The organism is Streptomyces sp. NPDC046977, assembly GCF_040644455.1.
Taxonomy (GTDB): domain Bacteria; phylum Actinomycetota; class Actinomycetes; order Streptomycetales; family Streptomycetaceae; genus Actinacidiphila.
The window spans coordinates 60474-84985 of record NZ_JBEYWO010000011.1 but is presented as its reverse complement, the minus strand read 5'-3'; the positions used below and the strand labels follow the sequence as shown (position 1 = coordinate 84985).

General features: G+C 71.2%; 23 protein-coding genes. 14 read left to right on the top strand and 9 right to left on the bottom strand.

Annotated elements, in window-relative coordinates; translation table 11 throughout:
* The first annotated feature begins 16 nt into the window (after positions 1–16).
* Genes ABZ883_RS18660 through ABZ883_RS18645 form a run of 4 tightly spaced genes read left to right on the top strand, consistent with a single transcriptional unit; the run spans position 17 to position 1487 of the window.
* Complete coding sequence (locus tag ABZ883_RS18660) at positions 17–319, top strand: transposase (protein ID WP_360907159.1); 303 nt, start codon at positions 17–19, stop codon at positions 317–319.
* Positions 316–1011, top strand: coding sequence for an IS3 family transposase (locus ABZ883_RS18655; RefSeq protein WP_360907415.1), 696 nt, complete (start codon positions 316–318; stop codon positions 1009–1011). The genes ABZ883_RS18660 and ABZ883_RS18655 overlap by 4 nt, the downstream gene beginning before the upstream one ends.
* Positions 1008–1250, top strand: coding sequence for a hypothetical protein (locus ABZ883_RS18650; RefSeq protein WP_360907157.1), 243 nt, complete (start codon positions 1008–1010; stop codon positions 1248–1250). The genes ABZ883_RS18655 and ABZ883_RS18650 overlap by 4 nt, the downstream gene beginning before the upstream one ends.
* Entirely contained in the window at positions 1251–1487 is a 237-nt protein-coding gene (locus ABZ883_RS18645) for a hypothetical protein (RefSeq protein ID WP_360907155.1), read from the top strand. It abuts the gene before it with no gap.
* Positions 1488–1584: 97 nt separating this feature from the next.
* Here the strand turns inward: ABZ883_RS18645 and sodN are convergent, their stop codons facing one another.
* Positions 1585–1980: a superoxide dismutase, Ni gene (gene sodN, locus ABZ883_RS18640; RefSeq protein WP_018563636.1), complete on the bottom strand. Its 396-nt coding sequence runs from the start codon at positions 1978–1980 to the stop codon at positions 1585–1587.
* 138 nt (positions 1981–2118) lie between these two features.
* Between sodN and sodX the strand changes: the two genes are divergently transcribed.
* The gene (gene sodX, locus ABZ883_RS18635) at positions 2119–2553 is read left to right on the top strand and encodes a nickel-type superoxide dismutase maturation protease (protein WP_360907153.1); all 435 of its coding nucleotides are present in this window, start codon (positions 2119–2121) and stop codon (positions 2551–2553) included.
* On the opposite strand, the gene ABZ883_RS18630 is transcribed toward sodX, so the two are convergent.
* Positions 2457–3086, bottom strand: coding sequence for a CGNR zinc finger domain-containing protein (locus ABZ883_RS18630; protein ID WP_360907151.1), 630 nt, complete (start codon positions 3084–3086; stop codon positions 2457–2459). The genes sodX and ABZ883_RS18630 overlap by 97 nt on opposite strands.
* Positions 3087–3165: 79 nt before the next feature.
* On the opposite strand from ABZ883_RS18630, the gene ABZ883_RS18625 reads away from it, so the two are divergent.
* Positions 3166–3933, top strand: a complete 768-nt coding sequence (locus ABZ883_RS18625) for a class I SAM-dependent methyltransferase (RefSeq protein WP_360907149.1) — start codon at positions 3166–3168, stop codon at positions 3931–3933.
* Between the two features lie 93 nt (positions 3934–4026).
* Here ABZ883_RS18625 and ABZ883_RS18620 read toward each other — a convergent pair whose 3' ends face one another.
* From ABZ883_RS18620 to ABZ883_RS18610, 3 genes are read right to left on the bottom strand one after another with little or no spacing between them, the layout of a single operon-like run.
* Positions 4027–4815: an amino acid ABC transporter ATP-binding protein gene (locus ABZ883_RS18620; RefSeq protein WP_360907147.1), complete on the bottom strand. Its 789-nt coding sequence runs from the start codon at positions 4813–4815 to the stop codon at positions 4027–4029.
* A complete protein-coding gene (locus tag ABZ883_RS18615) occupies positions 4815–5762 on the bottom strand; it encodes an amino acid ABC transporter permease (RefSeq protein ID WP_360907145.1) in 948 nt (315 codons plus the stop codon). The genes ABZ883_RS18620 and ABZ883_RS18615 overlap by 1 nt, the downstream gene beginning before the upstream one ends.
* Positions 5763–5797: 35 nt before the next feature.
* Positions 5798–6739, bottom strand: coding sequence for an ABC transporter substrate-binding protein (locus tag ABZ883_RS18610; protein ID WP_360907143.1), 942 nt, complete (start codon positions 6737–6739; stop codon positions 5798–5800).
* Between the two features lie 494 nt (positions 6740–7233).
* On the opposite strand from ABZ883_RS18610, the gene ABZ883_RS18605 reads away from it, so the two are divergent.
* Positions 7234–8463 carry an NADP-dependent malic enzyme gene (locus ABZ883_RS18605; RefSeq protein ID WP_360907141.1) on the top strand — a complete coding sequence of 410 codons (1230 nt, stop codon included), beginning with the start codon at positions 7234–7236 and terminating at the stop codon, positions 8461–8463.
* A 91-nt stretch (positions 8464–8554) separates the two neighbouring features.
* Positions 8555–9517 (top strand): zinc-binding dehydrogenase, encoded by a 963-nt coding sequence (locus tag ABZ883_RS18600; RefSeq protein ID WP_360907139.1) that lies wholly within the window; start codon positions 8555–8557, stop codon positions 9515–9517.
* A 66-nt stretch (positions 9518–9583) separates the two neighbouring features.
* On the opposite strand, the gene ABZ883_RS18595 is transcribed toward ABZ883_RS18600, so the two are convergent.
* The 3 genes from ABZ883_RS18595 to ABZ883_RS18585 form a co-directional block, all read right to left on the bottom strand.
* The gene (locus ABZ883_RS18595) at positions 9584–10489 is read right to left on the bottom strand and encodes a helix-turn-helix transcriptional regulator (protein WP_360907137.1); all 906 of its coding nucleotides are present in this window, start codon (positions 10487–10489) and stop codon (positions 9584–9586) included.
* Position 10490: 1 nt separating this feature from the next.
* Positions 10491–11366: a DUF4097 family beta strand repeat-containing protein gene (locus ABZ883_RS18590; protein ID WP_360907135.1), complete on the bottom strand. Its 876-nt coding sequence runs from the start codon at positions 11364–11366 to the stop codon at positions 10491–10493.
* A gap of 259 nt (positions 11367–11625) precedes the next feature.
* Complete coding sequence (locus tag ABZ883_RS18585; protein ID WP_360907133.1) at positions 11626–11805, bottom strand: DUF6104 family protein; 180 nt, start codon at positions 11803–11805, stop codon at positions 11626–11628.
* A 194-nt stretch (positions 11806–11999) separates the two neighbouring features.
* On the opposite strand from ABZ883_RS18585, the gene ABZ883_RS18580 reads away from it, so the two are divergent.
* The 6 genes from ABZ883_RS18580 (at position 12000) to fxsT (ending at position 20572) form a co-directional block, all read left to right on the top strand.
* On the top strand, positions 12000–12218 hold the full coding sequence (locus ABZ883_RS18580; RefSeq protein ID WP_360907131.1) for a hypothetical protein: 219 nt from the start codon (positions 12000–12002) through the stop codon (positions 12216–12218).
* A gap of 71 nt (positions 12219–12289) precedes the next feature.
* Positions 12290–13459 (top strand): FxsB family cyclophane-forming radical SAM/SPASM peptide maturase, encoded by a 1170-nt coding sequence (locus ABZ883_RS18575; protein ID WP_360907413.1) that lies wholly within the window; start codon positions 12290–12292, stop codon positions 13457–13459.
* A 93-nt stretch (positions 13460–13552) separates the two neighbouring features.
* Positions 13553–14794 carry a toll/interleukin-1 receptor domain-containing protein gene (locus ABZ883_RS18570; RefSeq protein ID WP_360907129.1) on the top strand — a complete coding sequence of 414 codons (1242 nt, stop codon included), beginning with the start codon at positions 13553–13555 and terminating at the stop codon, positions 14792–14794.
* Positions 14791–15798: a MoxR family ATPase gene (locus ABZ883_RS18565; RefSeq protein WP_360907127.1), complete on the top strand. Its 1008-nt coding sequence runs from the start codon at positions 14791–14793 to the stop codon at positions 15796–15798. The genes ABZ883_RS18570 and ABZ883_RS18565 overlap by 4 nt, the downstream gene beginning before the upstream one ends.
* Positions 15795–16766: a hypothetical protein gene (locus tag ABZ883_RS18560; RefSeq protein ID WP_360907125.1), complete on the top strand. Its 972-nt coding sequence runs from the start codon at positions 15795–15797 to the stop codon at positions 16764–16766. Before ABZ883_RS18565 ends, ABZ883_RS18560 begins: the two co-directional genes overlap by 4 nt.
* The gene (fxsT, locus tag ABZ883_RS18555; RefSeq protein ID WP_360907123.1) at positions 16763–20572 is read left to right on the top strand and encodes an FxSxx-COOH system tetratricopeptide repeat protein; all 3810 of its coding nucleotides are present in this window, start codon (positions 16763–16765) and stop codon (positions 20570–20572) included. The genes ABZ883_RS18560 and fxsT overlap by 4 nt, the downstream gene beginning before the upstream one ends.
* Before the next feature lie 69 nt (positions 20573–20641).
* Here fxsT and ABZ883_RS18550 read toward each other — a convergent pair whose 3' ends face one another.
* Positions 20642–24508 carry a multifunctional oxoglutarate decarboxylase/oxoglutarate dehydrogenase thiamine pyrophosphate-binding subunit/dihydrolipoyllysine-residue succinyltransferase subunit gene (locus ABZ883_RS18550; protein ID WP_360907121.1) on the bottom strand — a complete coding sequence of 1289 codons (3867 nt, stop codon included), beginning with the start codon at positions 24506–24508 and terminating at the stop codon, positions 20642–20644.
* Between the last annotated feature and the right edge of the window lie 4 nt (positions 24509–24512).

The following is a 24512-nucleotide window of genomic DNA, read 5'->3' as shown; positions in this document are numbered from 1 at the left end:
CCCGGAGGAAAAAGAAGTGCCCACTCGTCGTTACCCGCCCGAGCTGCGCCGCAAGGCCCTCGATCTGCTGACCGCCGGCGAGCCCGTACGGAAGGTCGCCGACACGCTCGACCTCAGCGACCAGACGGTCTACCAGTGGCGGCGCACCCACCTGCCGCACCTGGGCAGGAAGCGCCGGCTGCCGACGACCGGCGCCGAGCTCAGCGCGGCGCGCCGGCGCATCAGCGAGCTGGAGACCGAACTGGCCGTGCACCGGCGCGCGACGGAACTGCTGCGCGATGTGGTGTCCCCAAAAGGCGTTTCGAGGCCGTGCACATGATGGCGGGGGAGGGGCTGCCCGTACGCACCGCCACCCGCGTGCTCGGCACCTCCGAGTCGGGCTACTTCACCTGGCGCAACCGCACCCCGTCGGCGCGCTCCCTGCGCCACGCATGGCTCACCGACCTCATCACCTCGATCCACACCGCCTCGCGCGGCACCTTCGGATACCGCCGCGTCCACGAGGAACTGCTGCTGCGGCACGGCGTCTCGGTCAGCCACGGCACGGTGGAACTGCTCATGCGCCGGGCCGGTCTCCAGGGACGGTCGGGCGTTCCCGGGCGGCTGTGGGTGACCGACGCCGTCTCACTGCCCACCCGGCAGGGCGACGTGCTGTGCGTGGTCGTCCTGGAGGCCCACAGCAGGCGGCTGATGGGCTGGAGCACGGGGCCCGCGCCCGCGGCCGGTGTCGCGGCGGACGCCCTGAGCAGGGCCGTACTGCGCGACGCGGCGCCCGCCGACGCCGGCCCGGAGAGCGAGCGTGCCCCCCTCGTCACGCTCGTCTTCACCGACCGGGCGCACGCGGGCGGCCTGGCCCCGCCCACCGGCCTGGTCGCGGACCGCGCCGACCACGCGGTGGTCGCGGCCTTCTGGTCCCGTGTGTACACCGAGCTCATCGGCCACCGGGAATGGCACAGCAGGACCGAACTCACCGGCGCCCTGTCCGACTACTTCGAGGGGATCCACGCATGACCGTCGAACGACCGACGCCGCCCCTGCCGATCTCCTCGTCGCTGCGGCAGCAGATCCGGCCGGGGCGGACCCTGCCCGCCACCCAGGCGCACCAGGTCATGCTGCACTGCGCCCTCGACGCCGCCGGTGTCCGCATCCGCGGCGACGACGCCTGGGCCGTCGCCCGGATCGCCGAACTGGACTACCCGACGGTCAACGCCGTGATCGGCTGGCTGCGTTCCGGACCGGCGGTGTCCTAGATGCGCGCCCGCTTCCGAGTGCGCCGGCGTCCGCGTCCGCTCCGGCCCGGCCGCGGTGTCCTGCCGCGCGCCGTCCGTCTGGTGCGCCGCCTCGCCGGGCCGCGCCACCGTCCGCCTGCCGCCGAGCCCCTGCTGCCCATGACGGTCCTGTGCGTCATGGACGAGCTGGAATTCCTGCGCCGCGTGCGCGGCACCCCTTCCCCGGTGCCGCCGCCGGCCGTGCTCGACCGGGGCTGAACACCCCCGGGACCGCGCGCCGCCTGACGGCGCGTGGTCCCGGGAACGCCGGCGCCCGGCCGCCGAAGCGGCCGGGCGCCCACCTGCCGACGCCGGATCAGGCCTTCTTCGTCTCCTGGAAGATGGCGTCGATCTGGTCGATCAGGTCCAGCAGCTTCTGGCCCGTCGCCGGGTCGGTCGACGCCTTGGCGGCGCTGCCGGCCTTCAGCGCGTCGTTGAAGAGCTGGTGCAGCTGGGGGTACTTCTCGAAGTGCGGGGCCTTGAAGTAGTCGCTCCACAGCACCGAGAGGTGGTGCTTGACGAGCTCCGCGCGCTGCTCCTTGATGACGATGGCGCGCGCGCGGAAGTGCGGGTCCTCGTTGGCCTGGTACTTCTCCTGGACCGCCTTGACGGACTGCGCCTCGATGCGGGCCTGGGCCGGGTCGTAAACGCCGCAGGGCAGGTCGCAGTGGGCGCTGACCTTCACCTTGGGCGCGAACAGGCGAGCGAGCATGACTGTCCTTCCTCGTGATCGTCTTTCCACGAGCGAGATTACTCCCTGTCCGGGTGGTTTTCTCGGGGCCCCTTGGTGCTTAGGACAAAAGTCTGGTGACACCCTGGGCTGGTGGAGGACGGGACGAGGAGGCGGAGCATGCGGGAACCGGGGGCTGGGCAGAGGAGGAGAGTGCCGTTCCAGCTGGTCGAGGTCACAGGTCCGTCGATGGTGCCGACACTGGTCCACGGCGACTGGTTGCTCGTGCGTCATGTCGCGGGCGCCGACGAGGTCCGTGAGGGCGAGGTCGTGGTGCTGCGGCATCCGCTGCAGCAGGACCTGCTCATCGTCAAACGCGCCGTGGAACGGCGCGAGGGCGGCTGGTGGGTGCTCGGCGACAACACCTTCGTGGAGAACGACAGCCGGGAGTTCGGCACCGTCCCGGACGAGCTGGTGCTCGCCCGGGGGCTCGGCCGGTTCCGGCCGCCGATCGAGGTTCAGCGCTCGGTGGCCGGGGTGGCGGGCTGGGTGGCGTCGTCGGTGCGGCCGCTGAGGGCGGACCGGTCGTTCTCCAGGCGCTTGCGGGCCCGGTAGGCGGCGACGTTGGCCCGGGTGGCGCAGCGGTCGGAGCAGTAGCGGCGCGAGTGGTTGGTCGACGTGTCGATGTAGGCGTTGCGGCAGGTGGTGGCCTGGCAGATGCCGAGCCGGTCCACCCCGAGGACGGTGAGCTGGAACGCCAGGCCCATGCAGGCGGTCGCGGCGTAGGACGCGGTCGCCGTCGCCGCGTGCTCGGCCAGGTGCATGTGCCAGTCCGGGCGGCCGCTCTTGTTCAGGTGCTGGTGCCCGGAGATCTGCGGGCTGACCGGGAACTCCAGCAGCAGTGAGTTCAGCAGGTCCACGGCGCGGACCTCGTCGCCCTCGGAGGCGGACTCGAAGACGCCCCGCAGGCGGGTGCGCACGCCGCGCAGCCGCTGCACGTCGGCCTCGGTGAGGCGGTTCGCGGCCTGGCTGGCCGGCCCGAACAGCTCCCGTACGGCCTCCACCGAGGTCAGGGTGTCGCTGCCGCGCTCGGGCTCCTCGCTGTTCACCAGGCGCGAGGCGAGGTCTGAGTAATGGGCCAGTTCCACTTGTAGTCCTTACGCCCGCGCTCTAGGGTTGGTAATGGCTGATCTGGCTTTCAGGGTATTACATCTGGAGGGGATGCGGATGTCCGGAACCACCACCACCGCGGCGGCCGGCTGGCAGGCCTGGCAGGACAGCTGGGACCGGCAGCAGGAGTGGTACCTCCCGGACCGCGAGGAGCGTTTCCGGGTCATGCTCGACATGGTCGAGGCATTGGTCGGCCCGGAGCCCCGGGTACTGGACCTCGCGTGCGGCACCGGCAGTATCTCCGACCGCCTGCTGCGCCGCTTCCCCGGGGCGACGTCCACCGGGGTCGACCTCGACCCGGCGCTGCTCACGATCGCCCGCGGGTACTTCGCCGGGGAACGGCGCGTCGAGTTCGTCACCGCCGACCTGCGCGACCCGCAGTGGCCGGCCCGGCTGCCGCACGGCCGCTACGACGCCGTTCTCACCGCCACCGCGCTGCACTGGCTCAAGCCCGGGCCGCTCGGTGCCCTGTACGGCACCCTCGCCGGGCTGCTGCGCGACGGCGGCGTCCTGATGAACGCCGACCACATGCCCGACGCGTCCACCCCGCGGCTCAACGCCGCCGTCCGCGCCCTCGACCACGCCCGCCGCGACCGCGAGCAGGCCGCGGGCGCGCTGGACTGGGAGCAGTGGTGGGCCACCGCCAAGGCCGACCCGCTGCTCGCCGGCCCCGTCGAGGAGCGCTGGGCGATCTACGGCTCCCACGCGGACGGTGACGAACTGCCGCCGTCCTGGCACGTCGAGGCGCTGCGCGAGGCGGGTTTCGGGGAGGCACGGGAGATCTGGCGTTCGGCGACCGACGCGATCGTCCTCGGCCTGCGCTGAGCGGGCCCCGTACACCCCGTCACGTACAACGGCGAGGGACGGCGCCGCCGGGCGCCGTCCCTCGCCGTGTCCGTTCCCGTGCCGGGGCTCCGGTCAGAGCACCTTGGACAGGAACGTCTTGGTGCGGTCGTGCTGCGGGTTGGTCAGCACGTCGCGAGGGTGGCCGGACTCGACCACCACACCGTCGTCCATGAAGACCAGCGCGTCGCCGACCTCGCGGGCGAAGCCCATCTCGTGCGTGACGACGATCATGGTCATGCCGTCCTCGGCGAGCCCGCGCATCACGTCCAGGACGTCGCCGACGAGCTCGGGGTCGAGCGCGGAGGTCGGCTCGTCGAAGAGCATCAGCTTCGGCTCCATCGCCAGCGCGCGGGCGATGGCCACGCGCTGCTGCTGGCCGCCGGAGAGCTGCGAGGGGTAGTGGTTCGCCTTGTCGGCGAGCCCGACCCGGTCGAGCAGGCGGGTGGCCCGCTCGCGCGCGACGGCCTTGGACTCCTTCTTCACGCGCACCGGTGCCTCGATGATGTTCTCCATCGCGGTCATGTGCGGGAAGAGGTTGAAGCGCTGGAAGACCATGCCGATGTCACGGCGCTTGGCGGCGACCTCGCGGTCCTTCAGTTCGTAGAGCTTGTCGCCCTTCTGCCGGTAGCCGACGAGTTCGCCGTCGACCGACAGCCGGCCCGCGCTGATCTGCTCCAGGTGGTTGATGCAGCGCAGGAACGTGGACTTGCCCGAGCCGGACGGGCCGATCAGGCAGAACACCTCACGGGGCGCGACCTCCAGGTCGATGCCCTTGAGGATGTGGGCCGGGCCGAAGTACTTGTGCACCGCTTCGGCCTTGACCATCGGGTGGCCGCCGGTGCCCTTGCTGAAGTCGGTCATCAGGCACCTCCCGCCACCGGGCCGCGGCGCACCGGGGCCAGGTTCTGCTTGATCCTCTGCCACGGGGTGGGCGGCAGGTTGCGCGTCGTGCCCCGGGCGTAGCGGCGCTCCAGGTAGTACTGGCCGACGGAGAACACCGAGGTGAGCACCAGGTACCAGACCGCGGCGAGGAAGAGCATCTCGACCGTGGCGCCGGTGGTGTTGCCGATGTCCGTGGTGGAGCGCAGCAGTTCCGCGTACTGCGCGGCCTGTGCCGCCAGCGACGAGGTCTTCAGCATGTTGATGAACTCGTTGCCGGTCGGCGGCACGATGACCCGCATCGCCTGCGGCAGCACCACACGGCGCAGGTTCTGGCCCTGGGTCATGCCGAGCGCGTGGGAGGCCTCGGTCTGGCCCTCGTCGACGGACTGGATGCCCGCCCGCACGATCTCCGACATGTACGCGGCCTCGTTCAGCCCCAGGCCCAGCAGCGCGGCCATGAACGGGGTCATGAACTGGTTCATCTCGTCCTTGTAGAAGCCGAGATTGACGACCGGGAAGATCAGCGCCAGGTTGAACCAGATCAGCAGCTGGACGTAGACCGGGGTGCCGCGGAAGAACCAGATGTAGCCCCAGGCCACCGAGGAGGTGACCGGGTTCTTCGACAGCCGCATCACCGCGAGGACGATGCCCAGCAGCAGGCCGACGAGCATGGCGACCACCGTGATGATCACGGTGTTGCGCAGGCCCTTGAGGACGGCGGAGTCGAACAGGAAGTCCGGGATCGCCTGGTAGTTGATGTTCGCGTTGGCGAAGGCGTTGACGAGCAGGCCCAGCACCGCGAGCACCACCAGGGCGGCGACCCAGCGGCCGTAGTGCCGCACGGGGATCGCCTTGATGGCCTCGGGGTGGGAGGTCACGCCGGCCGGTGGCCCGGCCGGCGTGCTCTCGTCCTTCGGTTCTGACATGTCTGACATGGGGAGTGCCCTCTTGCCGTCGTGGCTCAGGAGCCGCCGTTGACCTTGGCCTCGGTGACGGCGCCGTCGCCGACGCCCCACTTGTCCATCACCTTGCTGTAGGAGCCGTCCTTGATGATGGCGTCCAGCGCGGCCTGGAGGGCGTCGCGCAGCTGGGTGTTGGACTTCGACACGGCGATGCCGTACGGGCCGGCCTCGACCTGCTCGCCCGCGAGCTCGAAGTTCTGGCCGCCGCCGGAGGTCTTCACCGCGTAGGCCGCCACCGGGAAGTCGGACACGTCCGCGACGACGCCGCCGGCCTTGAGGCGGGTCTGCGCGTCCGCGTCGGTGTCGAAGGGCTGGATCGCCATCGGCTTGTCGCACTTCTGCGCCTTGAGCAGGTCCTGCGAGGTGGTGCCGCGCTGCACGGCGACGTTCTTGCCGCACAGGTCGGCGAGCGACTTGATGCCCTCCGGGTTGCCCTTCTTCACGATGATCGAAGAGCCGGCGGTGAAGTAGTCGACAAAGTCGACACCCTCGCCGACCTTCTTGCCGGTGTCGGAGTCCACGCCGTCCTGGCGGTTCTTGGTGTCGCTCATCGCGGACATCACGATGTCGTAGCGCTTGCCGCGCAGACCCGTGAGCAGGGTGTCGAACGTGCCGTTGTTGAACTCGAACGTCACGCCGAGCTGCTTGCCGAGCGCGTCGGCCAGGTCCGGGTCCATGCCGACGGTCTTGCCGCCGTCGACGAACTCCACGGGCGCGTAGGCGATGTCGGAGCCGACCTTGATCACACCGGCGGACTGCACCGACGCCGGCAGCTTGTCGAACAGCGGTGCCTTGGAGGCGCCGGTGGAGGGCGACGCGGAGGATCCCTTGTCCGTCTGGTCGCCACAGCCGGTGAGCACGAGGGCACCGGCGACCGCGATCGCTCCGACGGCGGCGAAGCGGCTCGTCACGGTCGAGCGACGGGGGGTGGGTGCGGTCATTGCTGGTTCCTCCTGCGGGAGTCCTGGATCAGGCGATCATCCGGGTACATGTATGCGGTTGTCGCTACAGCGTGTGATCCCCGCATCTTGCCATCCGGGCATGTCTTCGGAGTGGTCCGGTTGTGTCAAAATCGCATAACGGGCGATCCCCTGGATCTCATCGGGCAGGTACACCAAGGCCGGACCGCGGTGGGGTCGCGTCGCGACGTTGCGTGCGTCACGTTTCCTGTCCCGCTATGCGGACAACTTGTCGCGTTCCCTGCAAACCCCCCGGTGCGCGACACCATGGAACGGCGGAGTCGACTCGTCGGCGGAAACCGTCTTCCGGTACAACGGATCGTCACCCCTCACCTGGGGCCCTCCACGCGCGTGCGGCGCGTCCGGCGTCCGGGCTGCCCGGGACCACTGCGCGCCCGGGCGCGGAAGCCGAGCCCACCTATCCCCTGTCGCGGGGGGTAGTACCCTCATAGACAATTCCGACAAAGGGGTCAACAGTGGCAGCGGAGATTCTGAATCCTCGCACCGACGGCAGTGAATCCGGCGACGGCGCAGGGAGCGAGGGCCCCGAGAGCCCGGTGGACCCGGCCTTCGCACTGCACCGCGGCGGCAAGATGGAGGTGTCCGCGACCGTCCCGGTGCGGAACGCCGACGACCTGTCGCTCGCGTACACCCCGGGCGTCGCGCGCGTGTGCACCGCCATCGCCGAGAAGCCCGAGCTGGTGTACGACTACACGTGGAAGTCCCAGGTGGTCGCCGTCGTCACGGACGGCACGGCCGTGCTGGGCCTGGGCGACATCGGCCCCGAGGCCTCGCTCCCCGTCATGGAGGGCAAGGCGATCCTCTTCAAGCAGTTCGGCGGCGTCGACGCGGTGCCGATCGCCCTCGCCACGACCGACGTCGACGAGATCGTCGAGACCGTCGTGCGCCTCGCGCCGTCCTTCGGCGGGGTGAACCTGGAGGACATCTCCGCGCCCCGCTGCTTCGAGATCGAGCGCAAGCTCCAGGAGCGCCTGGACATCCCGGTGTTCCACGACGACCAGCACGGCACGGCCGTGGTCACCCTGGCCGCGCTGCGCAACGCCGTCCGGCTGACCGGCCGTACGCTCGGCGAACTGCGCGCGGTGATCTCCGGCGCCGGCGCCGCGGGTGTCGCCATCGCCAAGATCCTGGTCGAGGCGGGCATCGGCGACGTCGCCGTCACCGACCGCAAGGGCGTGGTGCACGCCGGGCGCGAGGACCTCAACTCCGCCAAGCGCGAACTGGCCGCGTACACCAACAGGACCGGCCTCACCGGCTCGCTGGAGGAGGCACTGGAGGGCGCGGACGTCTTCATCGGCGTCTCCGGCGGCACCGTCCGCGAGGAGGCCGTCGCGGGCATGGCCAAGGGCTGCTTCATCTTCGCCATGGCCAACCCGACGCCCGAGATCCACCCCGACGTGGCGCACCGGTACGCCGCCGTGGTGGCCACCGGCCGCAGCGACTACCCCAACCAGATCAACAACGTGCTCGCCTTCCCCGGCATCTTCTCCGGCGCGTTCCAGGTGCGGGCCTCCCGCATCACCGAGGGCATGAAGATCGCCGCCGCCGAGGCGCTGGCCGCCGTCGTCGACGGCGACCTGTCGGCCGACCGGGTGATCCCCTCGCCCTTCGACGAGCGGGTCGCCCCCGCGGTCGCCGCGGCCGTGGCCGCCGCCGCCCGCGCGGAGGGCGTCGCCCGGCGCTGAGCCGGTTGCCGCAACCAGTCGTCGCGCAGCGGCGCGTGTCACATCCCGGTACGGTTCCGCCGGGGTGCCGCGCGCCGCTAGCGTCATGGCCATGTTCGCTGCCTACGCCGCCCGCATCGACCGCGACCAGCCCCTGAACGGCCTCGAACTCGGGGACCGCCCCGAACCGCAGGCCCGCCCCGGCTGGAGCACCGTCACCGTCAAGGCCGCCTCCCTCAACCACCACGACCTGTGGTCGCTGCGCGGGGTGGGCCTCGGCGAGGAGAGCCTGCCGATGATCCTCGGCTGCGACGCCGCCGGGATCGACGAGCACGGCAACGAGGTGGTCGTCTACCCGGTCGTCGGCCTCAGCGGCCACGGCGTCGGCCCCGACGAGCCGCGCTCCATCCTCACCGAGCGGTACCAGGGCACCTTCGCCGAGAAGGTCTCCGTCCCCACCTGGAACCTGCTGCCCAAGCCGAGGGAACTCTCCTTCGAGGAGGCCGCCTGCCTGCCCACGGCGTGGCTGACGGCCTATCGGATGCTCTTCACCAACGCCGGTGTCCGGCCCGGCGATTCGGTGCTCGTCCAGGGCGCCGGCGGCGGCGTCGCGACCGCGGCGATCGTGCTCGCCAAGGCCGCGGGCCTGCGGGTCTACGCCACCAGCCGCGACGAGGCCAAGCGCAAGCGCGCGGAGGACCTGGGCGCGGACGCCGCCTTCGAGCCGGGCGCGCGACTGCCCCGGCGGGTGGACGCCGTCATCGAGACCGTGGGCGCCGCCACCTGGTCGCACTCGGTCAAGTCGCTGCGGCCGGGCGGCACCCTGGTCATCTCCGGCGCGACCTCCGGCCCCAACCCCCAGGCCGCGGAGCTCAACCGGATCTTCTTCCTGGAGCTCAAGGTCGTCGGTTCCACCATGGGCACCAAGGACGAACTGGAGGACCTGCTGAGCTTCTGCGCGGTCACCGGGGTCCGTCCGGTCGTCGACACCGTGCTGCCGCTGGACCGGGCCCGTGAGGGCTTCGAGAAGATGGCCGGCGGCGACCTCTTCGGCAAGGTCGTCCTGACGGTCTGAAGGCGGCTGCCGCCCCGCCGGGCACCCCGCACGGACGCCCCCGTGGCGCCCGTGCGGGACGGCCGGTCAGTCCTTCCGGTCCTTGTGCCCGCCGCGCAGGACGACGCCGATGTGCGCGGCCGCGGTGGACAGGTGGCGGCGCACCTCGCGGAGCTGCTCGGCGTCGACGCCGTGGTCGCGGGCCGCGTCCCGGACGTCGTCGCGGAAGCGGTCCAGCAGGCGCTCCAGGTCGCGGGCCGGGTCACCGGTCGCCGCGGCGTCCTCCGCCCCCCACTCGGGGGTCTCGGCGGGCTCGGGCTTGGCGTACGGGGGCCAGGTGGACGTACGGCCGAACGAGCCCAGCTCGCGGGTGAGTTCGGCGAGGCCCTCGCGGACGCCGGCCTGCCAGTCGCCGCGCCGCACGTGGTCCTGGACCTCCTCCTGCACGCGCCGCGCGATGCGCTGCACCTCGTCGCGGGCGGCGTCCTGCGCCTCCCTGGCGGCGCGCTTGGCGTTGCGGGCCTCCTCGCGGGCCTGCCGGATCTCCTCCTTCGACCGGCGCACCTGCTCCTTCCAGTCGGACTGGGAGTTCCTCGGCTGGGTGCGCGTGGCCTGCTGGGTGGCGGCCCGGATCTCGCGGCGCAGATCGCCGGCCGCGCCGCGGACGTCCTCGCGGATCTCCGCGGCCAGGGAGGACACCGAGTCGCGGATCTCGTTCTCCAGGTCGGCCAGTTCGTCGCCGCGGGAGGCGAGTTCGGCGCGCCCGGCGTCGGTGATGGAGTACACCTTGCGGCCGCCCTCGGTGGAGTGGGTGACCAGGCCCTCCTGCTCCAGCTTCGCCAGGCGCGGGTACACGGTGCCGGCGGAGGGGGCGTACAGGCCCTGGAAGCGCTCCTCCAGGAGGCGGATGACCTCGTAGCCGTGGCGCGGGGCCTCGTCCAGCAGCTTCAGCAGGTAGAGGCGGAGCCGGCCGTGGGCGAAGACGGGGGCCATGTCAGACACCCTTCCGGAACGGATCCGCCGCGTCCGCGCCGTACCCGCCGTCCGGGGAGGGTGGCCGGCGCAGCAGGGCGATGGCGCCCGAGACGGTGGTCGCCTTGAGGCGCGTGCCCCCCGCCCCCATCCGGCCGGAGATCCGCTTGGCGCCCCACTGGCCGCTGACCCGCAGCTCGTCGAAGGCGCAGGAGACGTGGCCGCTGGTGGTGTTGGCGTCCACCTCGGCGTCGGCCGGGTCGGGGATGCGGATGGCGATCTCACCGGAGACCGAGGTGAGGCGGACCTCGGAGCCGCTGCGCGGGTCCAGGTCGAGCACCATGTTGCCGCTCACCGAGTCGGCCTTGACCTGGCTGCCGCTGCCCTCGACCACGGTGAGGTCCCCCGAGACGGTGTTCACCCGCAGGTCGCCCGAGACCGCCTGGGCCTCGACGTTCCCGGCCACCGTCTCGGCCGTCACCGGCCCGGCCTGCCCGACGAGTGTGATGTCGCCGTTGACGCCGCGGACCGCCGTACGGTCGGAGATCCCCGAGACGACCGCGCTGGCGCCGACGACCCCGACCGAGACCTGGGTGCGCTGCGGCACCGCGAGCGAGACGACGGCGTGCCGCTGCCAGCCCTTGCGGTCGAGCCACTTGAGCAGGCCCTTCCACGGCAGGTCCTCGTAGGAGACGGTGAGGGTGCCGCCGTCGTGGGTGACGATCAGCGGCGGCCCCTCCAGTTCGGCGACCTCCAGCCGCGCCGGGCCCTCGTCGACGCCGACGACGTTGACGGCTCCGTTGACGATGCGCACGTGCAGGGTGTCGACGGCTCCGTCGAAGACCAGCTTGTGCGGCTCCGTGACCTTCCACTCCCGTGTGCCGGGTGTTCCGCTCATTCCGCCCCTCCTCGGGGTCGCCGGGCGCGGGGGCCGCGCCGACACCGACAACGCAACATATCGCGTCTCTCGATAGACACGATATATCGCGTAACGGGGAAGTCAAGCGCCCTCGCCCATCCCGCGCCGCCGAGTCCCCGCCGGACCGGGGCACTTGGCGACCGGTTGCCCAGGGCTACCGTCGAGGTGGATCATGCCCGCGCGGCGGGCGCGGGAAGCGCGCGGGAGCACGGGGCCGCCCTGGCCGGGCGGCCGCGGGTCACTCGTCCTCGTCGTCGTCCAGCCGGGCGAGCCAGGTGGCCAGCCGCTCCACGGGGATCTCGAACTCGGGATTGAGGTCGACGAACTCGCGCAGCCGCTCGGCGAGCCACGCGAGAGTCACCTCCTCCTCGCCCCGGCGGTTGTCCAGCTCCTCGATGCCGCGGTCGGTGAAGTACATGGGGGTGCTCCGGATCAGGGTTCGAAGGATGACGTCACAGGTCAGGATAAGTAACCCCGCGGCGGGAACCGGAGTCTCCCCCTCTTCCCCCTCCCGCCCGCGCATCCGTGCGCGGGGCGGCATATGACGTGGCTTGCCACGGGTACGGGCCCGGGCATGGGAAGCTGTGCCGAGACATCCTGAGGGAGGGGAGCTTGGTGGGTTCGCAGGGCGGCGTGTCGCCCTCGGTGGCCGGGGTGGCGCTGCCCGACTTCACCGGGGTCGATCCCCTGAGGATGCTGCGGGAGGGCAGAGGGCATCCGCAGTTGCTGCGCGTCCTGGCCGATCTGCGGGACCGGATGGAGCCGGGAGCAGAGCCCGCGGTCTCCTACTACGACGACAGCCCCGGGGGCCTCTCGTGGCGGGTGGAGTGAGCGCGACGCGCCACGATCCAGCCCCCTGGCCCCACGCAGTGCTCGATGTCGCCGCCGTGCGGGGCGAGGGCATCCCGGCCGTGCCGTTCAGGCAGTTCGTCCTGAAGACGAACGGTCGCTGCAACCTGGCCTGCACCTACTGCTACATCTACCAGGGCGCCGATCAGGGCTGGCGGACTCGGCCGGCGCGCGCCTCCGCCGAGGTCCTGCGGCGCACCGCCGATCGGATCGCCGATCATGTCGCCACGCACGGGCTCACGGCCATCCGGGTCGAACTCCACGGCGGCGAGCCCTTGCTGGGCGGGCCGCGTCGGGTCATCGGCCAGGCGACGGCCGTCCGTGAGGCTGTCGCGTCCACCGTGGGTTCCCGATGTGCGGTGCAGGTCGGGGTGCAGACCAACGGGACCTTGCTCACCGAGGACGTGGTCGGTGAACTCGCCGCGGCCGGCATCTCCGTCGGGGTGAGTCTCGACGGCGGCTCCGCCCTGCACAACCGGCGGCGGGTCGACCACGCCGGACGCTCCTCCTGGGCGGCGGCGACACGGGGTCTTCGCCTGCTGGCGCGGCGGCCCGAGGCGTACGCCGGGATCCTGTGCACGGTCGATCCGACGCTCGACCCCGTGGAGGTCTACGCCGGCCTGCTGGCGTTCGACCCGCCCACCATGGATTTCCTGCTGCCGCACGCCACCTGGGACACGCCGCCCCCCGGGGTGCCCGACCCCGGGGACCCGTCACGAGCCACGCCGTACGGCGACTGGCTGGCCCGTGTCTTCGACCAGTGGTGGAACGAGGGTGAACGGGTCAGGATCCGGCTCTTCTCCGAGATCATCGGCCTGCTACTGGGTGTGCCGGGGCGCAGCGAGGCCATGGGGCTGTCGCCGCTCGCCGCGGTTGTCGTCGAGACGGACGGGAGCCTGGAGCAGGTGGACTCCCTGCGGACCGCCTACGAAGGGGCCTCCGCCACCGGGATGGATGTATTCAGTGCCCCCTTCGACCAGATGCTCGATCATCCGGGGGTCGTGGCCCGTCAGATGGGGCTCGACGCCCTGCCTCCGCGTTGCCGCGCCTGCCCGGTGGTGCTGGTGTGCGGCGGCGGCAACTACGCCCATCGCTTCCGGTCCGGCAGTGGCTTCCGGAATCCGTCGGTCCACTGCGCCGACCTGGAGCGCCTCATCCGGCATATCGCCGGCCGGTTGGCCACGGCGGTGATGGCCGACCCCGCCGACGCCGATCCGGCCTGATTGCAGGGAACGTGAACGCACGTCAGAATTTTCACGAGTGACGCCGAGGGCGCCGTGCGCTGGGAGACGAGGGGGCAGCCCAGGGTGGTAAAGGTGTTCATCAGCCACAGCTCCACCCATGACGACCACGCCGCGCAGGTCAGGGATCTGGTGGCGGAGGGCCTCAGGAAACGGGGCTACGAGGTCCTCGTCGACGTCAGTGCCATTCTGCCCGGTCAGAAGTGGCGGCCGCGCATCTACGAGTTGCTCCGCGACTGCCACGCAGCGGTCGTCCTGGTCAATCGCAAGGCACTCGACTCCCGTTGGGTGCAGCGCGAGGTCGACATCCTGCTGTGGCGGCAGGCCTCCGGCAACGGGTTCCACATCCTTCCCGCACTGGTCGGAGACGTCGCGCCGGGGGAGATCTCCGAGGAGAGGTTCGGCGAACTCAACGAGGTGCAGGCCGTGGGAGCCGTGGCGTCCCCGGAGCAGGCGGCGCAGGCCATCGTCCGCCTTTTCCCCGCCATCGGCGAGGCCCCCACCGGGGGCGCGATGCACCAGTGGCTGCGGAACATATCCAGCCAGTTGTCGCAGGTCCGCGACGGCCCGGGGCTGGACATGGTGGCGGAGGCCCTCGAACTACCGCAGGAGGACCGGGACCTGCTGACCGTGGGCGGCACGGCGGCCACCGACTTCCTCGCCGTGCAGATGCTGCACACCCATCCGGCCGTCCGCATCCGCAACCTCGTCCACGCCGTCCGGTACCAGATGGACCCCGGTGCGCTGGCCAATCTCGTCACCCTGGTGCTCCCGGTGTGGGTGGACGCCGCCTCGGCACGCAGGGTCCTGCCGGGACGCGAGTGCACGCGGCACACCGTCCTCCTCAACGTACGCAAGGCCGGCACCGGTACGCACTATTTGGACCGTGCCTTCTGCATGGACGTCAGGCGTTACCACTACCTGATCGTCGGCATCGGGGGCCGCTTCGACGACGACGACCCGGAGCGTCTGCTGCGTGAGGCCTGCGGCAGGAACGTGAAGCGGTGGCTCGGCATGGAACCCACCGATCCGTGGGAGACAGCCGTGGAGGAGAAGGACCGCTGTCTGTACGTGATCCTGGACAGCAAGGGTTGCGACAGCCTGGAGCAGGCCGAGCGCGTCGTCGCGTGGCTGCACGAGCGTCTCCCCTGGCTGCACATCCTGTTGATCCCGCCCGGTCCGGTGCGGGCGGGTGAACGGCGGTCCGGGGGGCTGGTCGACGTGGTCCTGGTGAATCCTCCCTTCGGCGCCGACGACGAGCAGGTGGCACTCCGGGTCGCGGAGGAGCTCACCTCGCATGTGCGGAGCATGAGGTGACCGACGTGGCGGAGGGGAACGGCATGACCCCGGAGTCGTGGCTCGACACACCGGATCGGGGCGACGGACGGGTCTACGTGATGTCGGAACCGATCAAGTTCGCGGTCGACGTCGCTCTCGCCACGGGCAGACCCCTGCTCCTGAGAGGGAAACCCGGGTCCGGCAAGTCCTCCCTCGCCCCGCACATCGCCATGCAGCGGGGGTGGCGGTACTACGAACACGTCGTCACCAACCGCACCCAGCCCAGGGACCTGTTGTGGACGTACGACAGCCTGCGCCGACTCCACGACGCCCAAAGACCCGCGCGGGACGGCCACAAGCTCGATGACTGGGCCTATGTGCGCCCCGAGGCCCTGTGGTGGGCACTCGCCCCGCAGTCCGCGCGGCGCCTCGGTCGCCCAGCGGCGGGCGGGGGGCAGGGAACCGCTCGCGAACCGTTCGCCGAGGTGAACGCGCACCGGGCCCCGGACTGCGCCGTCGTCCTGATCGACGAGATCGACAAGGCGGACCCCGACGTCCCCAACAGCCTGCTCGTACCCCTGGGGTCCCACCGGTTCACGATCGCGGAGACCGGTACCGAGATCCGTACGGAGGAACCGGGTAAAGGAGCCGACCAGCGGCTGTCCCGGCACCTCATCGTCATCACCACCAACGAGGAACGGGAACTGCCGCAGGCGTTCCTCCGGCGGTGCGTGGTCGCCGTCCTCCCGGAGCACGACCGGGAGACCCTGGTCCGCATCGCCCGTGAGCACATGGAGCACTGGCCGGGCGGCGTCAGCGCCCGGGACCTCGGCCTCGCCGAAGCGGTGGCCGCGGAACTCGCGATCGTCCGCCAGCGTGCCGAGGCACAGGACCTGCGGTCGCCCAGTACCGCCGAGTACCTCGACGCCCTGCGTGCCTGCCGCACCCTCGGTGTCCATCCGCACGCGGACACCCAGCAGTGGAGGTGGCTGGTGAACAACGTGTTCGTCAAGCCCCAGCAGGTGGCCGAGGGGCTCATGTGAGCGGCGAAGCCTGGCTCGGGGACCTCCTTCGCGCGGGCCGGGCACTGGGGGCCTCGACCCCGGAGGAATGGGCCCGCATCGCCGCCGCACTCGGGCTGGGCCACGACCCGCCCGACGGGACCGCTCGCGTCGCCCGGGACACTCCCGTCCCCGGCGACCGTGCCGTGAACGGGCCGCCGCGGGACCACGAGGAGCCGGGGCCTCCCGATGCCGGCCACCGGCCGGGGCGGCACCGACCCCCCACGGCGCGTGAGGACGACGACACCCCGGACCTGGCCCCGGTGGAACGGACGTCGCCGCTCGGGCTCCGCTGGACGGTGGACCCGCTGCCCCCTCCGGACGGGCGCTCCTCGCTCGCCGCCCCGCTGCCGCACACTCCGTTGCTTGCGCCCCGCTCCACTGCCGCGATCCTGCGCACCGCGCTGTCCAGGATCACGGCCGAGGGCGAGCTCGACGTGGAGACCGCGGCCGAACAACTGGCCCGCGCCCGCCCCCTCCACGAGATCCCGCGACGACCGCTCCCCACCCTCCGTTACGGAGTGCAGGTCCTGGCGGACATCTCGGCCGGCATGGAGCCGTTCGCCGGTGATGTGCAGGACATCATCGGTCAGGTGCGTGCCCAGGCCGGAGTCGCCAGTACCCAGGTGCTGCGCTTTTGCGACGTGCCCACGCGCGGGGCGGGTCCGGGCCCGCGCGGTGCCTGGCAGGCCTACCGGCCGCCGCAGCAGGGCAGACGGGTGCTCGTGCTCTCCGACCTCGGTGCCGGGGGCCCGCCGTTCAACCCGTGGCGGGCCCGGCCGGAGGAATGGCACCGCACCGTGCACGCCATCAGGCAGCGCGGATGTGACGTGGTGGCCCTGGTGCCGCTGCCGGAACGGCAATGGCCCAAGTGGTGGCGCACGCTCCTGCCCGTGGTGCCCTGGGACCGGGGCACCACGGTCAGCCGTGTTCTCGGAGTGGTGGGATGAGGGTTCACGGCGCACGGCCCGGACGCGAGCTCGCCGTGCTGCTCAGCGTCACGAGCCGTATCGAGCCCGAACTCGTTCGCGCGGTGCGGATCCATGCCGCGCCCCGCCTCGACGTCGGCGCGGAGAGCGACCTCTGGTTCGGTGAACTGGTCGACCGGCGGGGCGCCGGGTACATCACGCTTCGCGAGGAAGTCCTGCCCGAACTCCGCCAGGAACTGGCCGAGTTGCTCAGGGAGTCGCCCCCGGGCGCGCCCGTCCACAAGCTTGAGGAGGCGATCAGCCGGGTGCACGGTGGCCGTTCGTCCGCCCTGCGCGCAGAGGAACGCGTCACTTGGCTCGCCGTCGCCCGGCCCCGTGACGCCGACGCCCAGATCTCGGCCGTCCTGCAGCCCGCGCTGCGGGCCCTGGTGGAGGAAGGGCGCGAGGGAATCGCCCGGTGGTTCGTCGACGCGTGGAGAAGGTTCCCTGACCTCGTCCGGACGTCCACGGTGGGATGGCAGCTCGCCACCCTGTCCTTCGCGCGCTTCCCCGCCCGCGCGGTGTCCTTGGAGCAACCGGCCCGGCTGACGTTGGCCGACCTGGGACCGCTGGTCGGACACCTGCCGGAAGCCCGCCTGCCCGTCCGCCGCGAAGGGGTCCGAATCGTGCTCGGCGAGGGGGCACGGGGCCGTGGCGGGTTCGCCCTGACCGTCCCGGACAGCGATCCGAGGATCCTGGAGCTCGTTGCCGGGACGTCGACCCGGACCGTCCTCGTCGGTCCGGGCGAGACGATCGAGGAGTGGGTCGGTCCGGACAGCGTGCGCCTGGTCAGCGCGGACGGATCGGTCTACGAACTCCCAGCCGGCCGTGAGCCGGGCCGGGGAGCGACGAGCGGGCACATCACGATCAGCTACGCCGGTTCCAACCGGCCGTGGGCGGCCTGGATCGCCCACCAGCTGGAGCAGGTGGGACTGCGCACCACGATGTTGCGCTGGGACCCCGGGGCCGAGGGCCGGCTGACCGATGTGCTGTCGGACCTCCTTCGGGCCCGTGGGCGGCTGCTGCTCGTGCTCGACAACTCCTACTTCCGGCTCGGCCCGCGGACGCGCGAGGAGTGGACCTCGGCGCTGCGGGAGGTCGTGCCGCCCAACGCCGACCGGTTCGTCGCGGTGAGTACCGCAACGGATCCACTCCCCCCGGCGGCGGCCCCCCTGCGCCCGGTCGACCTGCAGGGTCTCGCCGCACCTGAGGCGCGTCGCCGCATCTTGCGGCGCCTGGACATCGACCCGGGCGTCACGGCGGTCGCCGAAGGCGACGTCAACGCCCCCCGCTACCCCAACGACCCCCCGGAGATCCGGAGGATCCCGCGCCGCAATGAGCGCTTCACCGGCCGCGACAAGATCCTCGAAGACCTCCATGACAAGCTGACGGCCGGTGGGTCCGAGGGTGCGCGCTGCGCTCTCCACGGCATCTCGGGGGTGGGAAAGAGCCAGATCGCGCAGGAGTACTCCCATCGTTTCGGCAACGCCTACGACGTCGTCTACTGGGTCAGCGCCAACTACCGGGGCACCGCCCGCGAGCAGCTCGCGCAACTGGCCGAGCATCTGGGCCTGTCGGTGGGACAGGAGATCGGCGACCGCATTCGTGCCGTCCAGGAAGCCCTGCGTACCGGTCGCCCCTACGAGCGCTGGCTGCTGGTCTTCGACGGCGCCGACTTCATGGACCAGGTCGACGACCTGATCCCGGAGGGCCGTGGCCACGTGCTGCTGACCACCCTCACGCGTGACTGGTCCACCGCGGGCCGGGCCGAGGAGATCGAGGTACCGCCCTTCCTGCGCGAGGAGAGCGCCGCCTATGCCCTGCGCCGGGCCCCGCGCCTGACGCCCGGCGAAGCCGACGACCTCGCCGAAGCCGTCGAAGACCTGCCGCTGCTGCTGGCCCAGACCGCCGCCTGGCTGGACACCAACCCGATGCCCGCCCGGGACTACGTGGCCCTGATCCGCCGGGGCGAGCCCAGTCAGCTGGGCATCGGGATCGGCGACAACTACCCGATGAGCTTCCAGACCAGTTGGTCGATCACACTCAACACACTCCGCGACCGCGCCCCGGGAGCCGCCGAGCTGCTCAAGCTGCTGGCGTTCTTCTCCCCGGACGCCATTCCCGTCCGGCTGATCCAGTCTGCCCGCGCCCCCGACCTGCCCGAGCACCTGGCTGCCCTCGCCGCGGACCCGATCGGCTGGCCCACCGCGCTGCGGCGTCTGTCGGAGGCCACCGCGGTGCGTCTGGACCAGGAGGCCGCGGTCGACACCGTCCAGATGCACAGGCTCTACCACGGCTTCCTCCGCAACGACCTCCGCGAGGACGAGGGCGTCGCCCTCTCCGAGACCGCGTGCCGGATCCTTGCACGTGCGGACCCCCGGATGCCGACCGAGCCGGGCGAGTGGCACCGCTACGCGGAGCTCGTCCCGCACCTGAAGTACTCCGGAGCACTGGAGAGCAACGACGAGGAGGTGCAGGACCTCGTCGTCAACTGCATGAACTACCTGCGCTCATGCGGCGAGTACCAGACCGGTCTCACCCTGTGCGAAGAGGCGCTGGCCAGGTGGCACGGCCGTATCCCGCCGACCCGTCGCGTCATGCTGATCGCAACGACGCTGCACACCAACCTGCTGAGGAGGTCCGGCCGTTACCACGAGGCCGAGGCAGCGGGCCGGTCGGCGGTGCGGGCGTTCGCGGACCGAGCGCCGGACGACCCCGATCTGCTGACCGCCCGCAACGCACTTGGAGGCGCCCTGCTCGCCCAAGGGCGGTTCCAGGAGGCCCATGAGCTCTACGACGACATGCACCGGCAGTACCAGCACACCGTCGGACCGGAGAGCCCGCGCACGCTCCAGGCACGGGAGAACCTGGGACTCGCCCTCGGACTCCTCGGGCGCTATGAAGCGGCATTGAGGCTCTACGACGAGAACACGCGCGTCCGCACACTGCTGTACCGGGCCGACCACCCCGACACACTGCGCTCCGTACTGGACGCCACCAGGATGCTGCGTCTGTTGGGCCGGTACGCGGAAGCCATGTCCAAGCAGGACCTCAACGTCACTCTCCACCGCCGACGGCTCGGGCCGAACAACCCCGAGACGCTGCGGGCCGAGCACAACCTCGCAATGTGCATGCGCCGTCAGGGCGACCTGGCGGGCGCCGAGGCCCTGATGAGCAGCGTGGTGGCACGCTGCGCGCAGGTGCAGGGGCCCCGTCACCCGGAGACGCTGATGGTACAGGCGGACTTCGCCACCCTCACCCGGGCGCAGGGCGACTTGGACGTGAGCCGCGAGCTGTCCGAGAGGGTCGCGGCGCGCTACCGCGAGCTGGTGGGCGAGGACCACCCGTACACCGTGGGCACCTACGGCAACACCGCTCTGGCGCTGTGGGAGTACGGGGAGCGCGACGCCGCCCTGGACATCGCCGAACGCGCCCTGGTCGGCATGCGCCGGGCCGTGGGCGAGCACCACCCCTGGGTCCTGGGCTGCGCCCTCAACACCTCGGGCGCCCGGCACCTGGCCGGTCACGAGGAGGACGCACTCGAGCTGAGCCGCCGCAGTCTCCAGCAGGCCGTGGGCATCATGGGCGACACCCACCCCCTGACGCTGTCCTGCAAAGCGGCCCTCGTCGACGACCTGAGGAGCCTGCGGCAAGCCGAGGAGGCGGGCAGCCTGGAGCGCGAGGCACTGCGGCAGTTGACCGACACCCTCGGCGCCCAGCACCCGCACACGTTGTCCGTGCGCCGTCGTGAGCGGCCCTCCTGGGACTTCGAGCCCCAGCCCATCTGAGCCCGGCACGCGAGGGGCCCCGCACTCCGTGAGTGCGGGGCCCCTCGCGCGGTGTCGCTCAGTGGTGCCTCAGAGCTCGAAGACCTCGTGCACCAGCTGCTCCTGCTCCTGCTGGTGGCGCTTGGCGGAGCCGACCGCCGGCGACGAGGAGGACGGGCGCGAGACGCGACGCAGCCGGTCGGCGTTGTCGGGGGCGGCGCCCAGGACCAGGTCGAGGTGGTCGATGAGGTTGAGGGCGATGAAGGGCCAGGCACCCTGGTTGGCCGGCTCGTCCTGGGCCCAGACGTACTTCTGGGCCTTGGTGAACGGGGCCAGGGCGGCCTGGATCTCCAGGCCCGGGAGCGGGTAGAGGCGCTCGATCCGGATGAGGGCGGTGTCGAAGGCACCGCGCTTCTCCCGCTCGGCGACGAGGTCGTAGTAGACCTTGCCGGAGCAGAAGACGACCTTGCGGACCTCTTCCGGCCGGACGGCGGAGTCGCCGATGACCGGCTGGAACTGACCGGAGGTGAACTCCTCGGTCGTCGACGTCGCCGCCTTCAGACGCAGCATCGACTTTGGGGTGAAGACGATGAGCGGCTTGTGGTGCGGGTTGTGGACCTGCCACCGCAGGAGGTGGAAGTAGTTCGCCGGGGTGGTCGGGACCGCCACCGTCATGTTGTTCTGCGCGCACAGCTGCAGGAAGCGCTCGATGCGGGCGGACGAGTGGTCCGGCCCCTGGCCCTCGTAGCCGTGCGGCAGGAGCAGGGTGACGCCGGAGGTCTGGCCCCACTTCTGCTCGGCGGAGGAGATGAACTCGTCGACGACGGTCTGCGCGCCGTTGACGAAGTCGCCGAACTGGGCCTCCCAGGCGACGAGCGCGTCCGGGCGGGCGAGCGAGTAGCCGTACTCGAAGCCCATCGCCGCGTACTCGCTGAGCAGCGAGTCGTAGATGTTGTAGCGCGCCTGGTCCTCGGAGAGGTAGAGCAGCGGGGTGTAGTCCTCGCCGGTCTCCCGGTCGACCAGCACGGCGTGCCGCTGGCCGAAGGTGCCGCGGCGGGAGTCCTGGCCGGCGAGCCGGACCGGGGTGCCCTCCATCAGCAGGGAGCCGATGGCGAGGGTCTCGCCCATGGCCCAGTCGATGGTGCCGTCCTCGACCATGGCCGCGCGGCGCTGCAGCTGCGGCAGCAGACGCGGGTGGACGGTGATCCGCTCGGGGATGTTGACCTGCGAGGCCGCGATCCGCTTGACGGACTCCTGGCTGATCGCGGTCGCGACCGGGACCGGGAACTCCGGACCGGCCGGCGTGCCCTGCTCCGCCTGCGAGGCGGCGGGCGCGGTGGCCTCGCGGACCTCGGTGAAGACCTTCTCCAGCTGGCCCTGGTAGTCCTGCAGGGCCTGCTCGGCCTCCTCCAGCGTGATGTCGCCGCGGCCGATCAGGGACTCGGTGTAGAGCTTGCGCACCGAGCGCTTCTTGTCGATCAGGTCGTACATCAGCGGCTGGGTGAAGGACGGGTTGTCGGCCTCGTTGTGACCGCGGCGGCGGTAGCAGATGAGGTCGATGACGACGTCCTTGTTGAACGCCTGGCGGAACTCGAAGGCCAGCCGCGCGACGCGGACCACGGCCTCCGGGTCGTCGCCGTTGACGTGGAAGATCGGCGCCTCGATCATGCGCGCGACGTCGGTGCTGTACATCGACGAGCGCGAGGACTCCGGGGCGGCGGTGAAGCCGACCTGGTTGTTGATCACCACGTGCACGGTGCCGCCGGTGCGGTAGCCGCGCAGCTGCGACATGTTGAGGGTCTCCGCCACGACGCCCTGGCCGGCGAAGGCCGCGTCGCCGTGGAGCACGACCGGCATGACCGTGAAGTCGGTGCCGCCCTTGCCGATGACGTCCTGCTTGGCGCGGGCGATGCCCTCGACGATCGGGTCGACCGCCTCCAGGTGCGAGGGGTTCGCGGCCAGCGAGACCTTGATCTGCTCGCCGTCCAGGCCCGTGAAGGTGCCCTCGGCGCCCAGGTGGTACTTCACGTCGCCGGAGCCGTGCATCGACTTCGGGTCGAGGTTGCCCTCGAACTCGCGGAAGATCTGCGCGTAGGACTTGCCGACGATGTTGGCCAGCACGTTCAGCCGGCCGCGGTGGGCCATGCCGACGACGACCTCGTCCAGGCGCGACTCGGCGGCCGCGTCGATGACGGCGTCGAGCAGCGGGATGACGGACTCGCCGCCCTCCAGCGAGAAGCGCTTCTGGCCGACGTACTTGGTCTGCAGGAACGTCTCGAAGGCCTCGGCGGCGTTGAGGCGGCGCAGGATGCGCAGCTGCTCGTCGCGCTCGGGCTTGGTGTGCGCGCGCTCGACGCGGTCCTGGATCCACTTGCGCTGCAGCGGGTCCTGGATGTGCATGAACTCGATGCCGACGGTGCGGCAGTACGAGTCGCGCAGCACGCCGAGGATGTCGCGCAGCTTCATCAGGGACTTGCCGGCGAAGCCGCCGACCGCGAACTCGCGCTCCAGGTCCCACAGGGTGAGCCCGTGCTCGGTGATGTCGAGGTCGGGGTGCTTGCGCTGCTTGTACTCCAGCGGGTCGGTGTCGGCCATGACGTGGCCGCGGACCCGGTAGGAGTGGATCAGCTCGAAGACGCGGGCGGCCTTGGTGACGTCGTCGTCGTGGCTGGCGTCGATGTCCTTGAGCCAGCGGACCGGCTCGTAGGGGATGCGCAGCGCCTCGAAGATCTCGTCGAAGAAGTTGTTCTCGCCCAGCAGCAGCTGGTTCATGATCCGCAGGAACTCGCCGGACGCCGCACCCTGGATGACCCGGTGGTCGTAGGTGCTGGTCAGCGTCATGACCTTGGCGATGCCCAGCTTGTTCAGGGTGTCCTGCGAGGTGCCCTGGAACTCGGCCGGGTAGTCCATCGAGCCGACGCCGAGGATCACCGACTGCCCGGGCATCAGGCGCGGCACCGAGTGGACGGTGCCGATGCCGCCGGGGTTGGTCAGGGAGACCGTGACGCCGGTGAAGTCGTCCATGGTCAGCTTGCCCACGCGGGCGCGGCGGACGATGTCCTCGTAGGCCTGCCAGAACTCGAAGAAGTTCAGGGTCTCGGCCTGCTTGATCGCCGCGACGACGAGCTGCCGGTCGCCGTTGGGCTTGACCAGGTCGATGGCCAGGCCCAGGTTGACGTGCTCGGGCTTGACCAGCGTCGGCTTGCCGTCCTTCTCGGCGAAGGACCAGTTCATCGCGGGCATGATCTTCAGCGCCTGCACCATGGCGTAGCCGATGATGTGCGTGAAGGAGACCTTGCCGCCGCGGGCGCGCTTGAGGTGGTTGTTGATGACGATGCGGTTGTCGAACAGCAGCTTCACCGGGATGGCGCGCACGGACGTGGCCGTGGGCAGCTCCAGCGAGGCGTGCATGTTCTTCGCCACGGCCGCGGACGGACCGCGCAGCGTCACGAACTCGGGGCCCGCCGCGCTCTCGGCGGCCGCGGCCTTGGGGGCCGGGGTCGGCTGCTGCGCCGGGGTGGGCTTCACCACGGCCGGCTTCGGCGGGGCGGGAGCCTCGGCGACCGGGGCCGGAGCCGGAGCCGGGGCAGCGGGGGCCACCGGGGCAGGCGCGGCCGCGACCGGCTTCACCGGCGCGGGGGCCGGAGCCGCCGGAGCCGGAGCCGGAGCCGCCGGGGCGGGCGCCGCCGGAGCTGCTGCGGGGGGCGTCTGAGGACGGCCCGTGGCGACCGCGGAACCCGTATCCGCTCCCGGCTTGTAGTCGGCGAAGAAGTCCCACCAGGCTCGGTCGACCGAGTTCGGGTCCTGGAGGTACTGCTGGTAGATCTCATCGACAAGCCACTCGTTCGGCCCGAAGCCCGCGGCAGGGTCCTGGGCCTGCCCGTCGGTTTCGGTCCTGGGGGTACCGCCCGGCCGGAGGCTGGGGGAACTCGAGCTATTGGGGGACTGTGGCGACACGGCG

Excerpts from the sequence above, each read along its gene's own strand:
- ABZ883_RS18620 (WP_360907147.1), bottom strand. The coding sequence starts at position 4,815 with ATGACCGACTTCAGCAAGGGCACCGGCGGCCACCCGATGGTCAAGGCC.
- ABZ883_RS18610 (WP_360907143.1), bottom strand. The coding sequence starts at position 6,739 with ATGACCGCACCCACCCCCCGTCGCTCGACCGTGACGAGCCGCTTCGCC.
- ABZ883_RS18645 (WP_360907155.1), top strand. The coding sequence starts at position 1,251 with ATGCGCGCCCGCTTCCGAGTGCGCCGGCGTCCGCGTCCGCTCCGGCCC.
- ABZ883_RS18600 (WP_360907139.1), top strand. The coding sequence starts at position 8,555 with ATGTTCGCTGCCTACGCCGCCCGCATCGACCGCGACCAGCCCCTGAAC.
- ABZ883_RS18625 (WP_360907149.1), top strand. The coding sequence starts at position 3,166 with ATGTCCGGAACCACCACCACCGCGGCGGCCGGCTGGCAGGCCTGGCAG.
- ABZ883_RS18590 (WP_360907135.1), bottom strand. The coding sequence starts at position 11,366 with ATGAGCGGAACACCCGGCACACGGGAGTGGAAGGTCACGGAGCCGCAC.
- ABZ883_RS18650 (WP_360907157.1), top strand. The coding sequence starts at position 1,008 with ATGACCGTCGAACGACCGACGCCGCCCCTGCCGATCTCCTCGTCGCTG.
- ABZ883_RS18615 (WP_360907145.1), bottom strand. The coding sequence starts at position 5,762 with ATGTCAGAACCGAAGGACGAGAGCACGCCGGCCGGGCCACCGGCCGGC.
- fxsT (WP_360907123.1), top strand. The coding sequence starts at position 16,763 with ATGAGGGTTCACGGCGCACGGCCCGGACGCGAGCTCGCCGTGCTGCTC.
- ABZ883_RS18655 (WP_360907415.1), top strand. The coding sequence starts at position 316 with ATGATGGCGGGGGAGGGGCTGCCCGTACGCACCGCCACCCGCGTGCTC.
- ABZ883_RS18595 (WP_360907137.1), bottom strand. The coding sequence starts at position 10,489 with ATGGCCCCCGTCTTCGCCCACGGCCGGCTCCGCCTCTACCTGCTGAAG.
- sodX (WP_360907153.1), top strand. The coding sequence starts at position 2,119 with ATGCGGGAACCGGGGGCTGGGCAGAGGAGGAGAGTGCCGTTCCAGCTG.
- sodN (WP_018563636.1), bottom strand. The coding sequence starts at position 1,980 with ATGCTCGCTCGCCTGTTCGCGCCCAAGGTGAAGGTCAGCGCCCACTGC.
- ABZ883_RS18585 (WP_360907133.1), bottom strand. The coding sequence starts at position 11,805 with ATGTACTTCACCGACCGCGGCATCGAGGAGCTGGACAACCGCCGGGGC.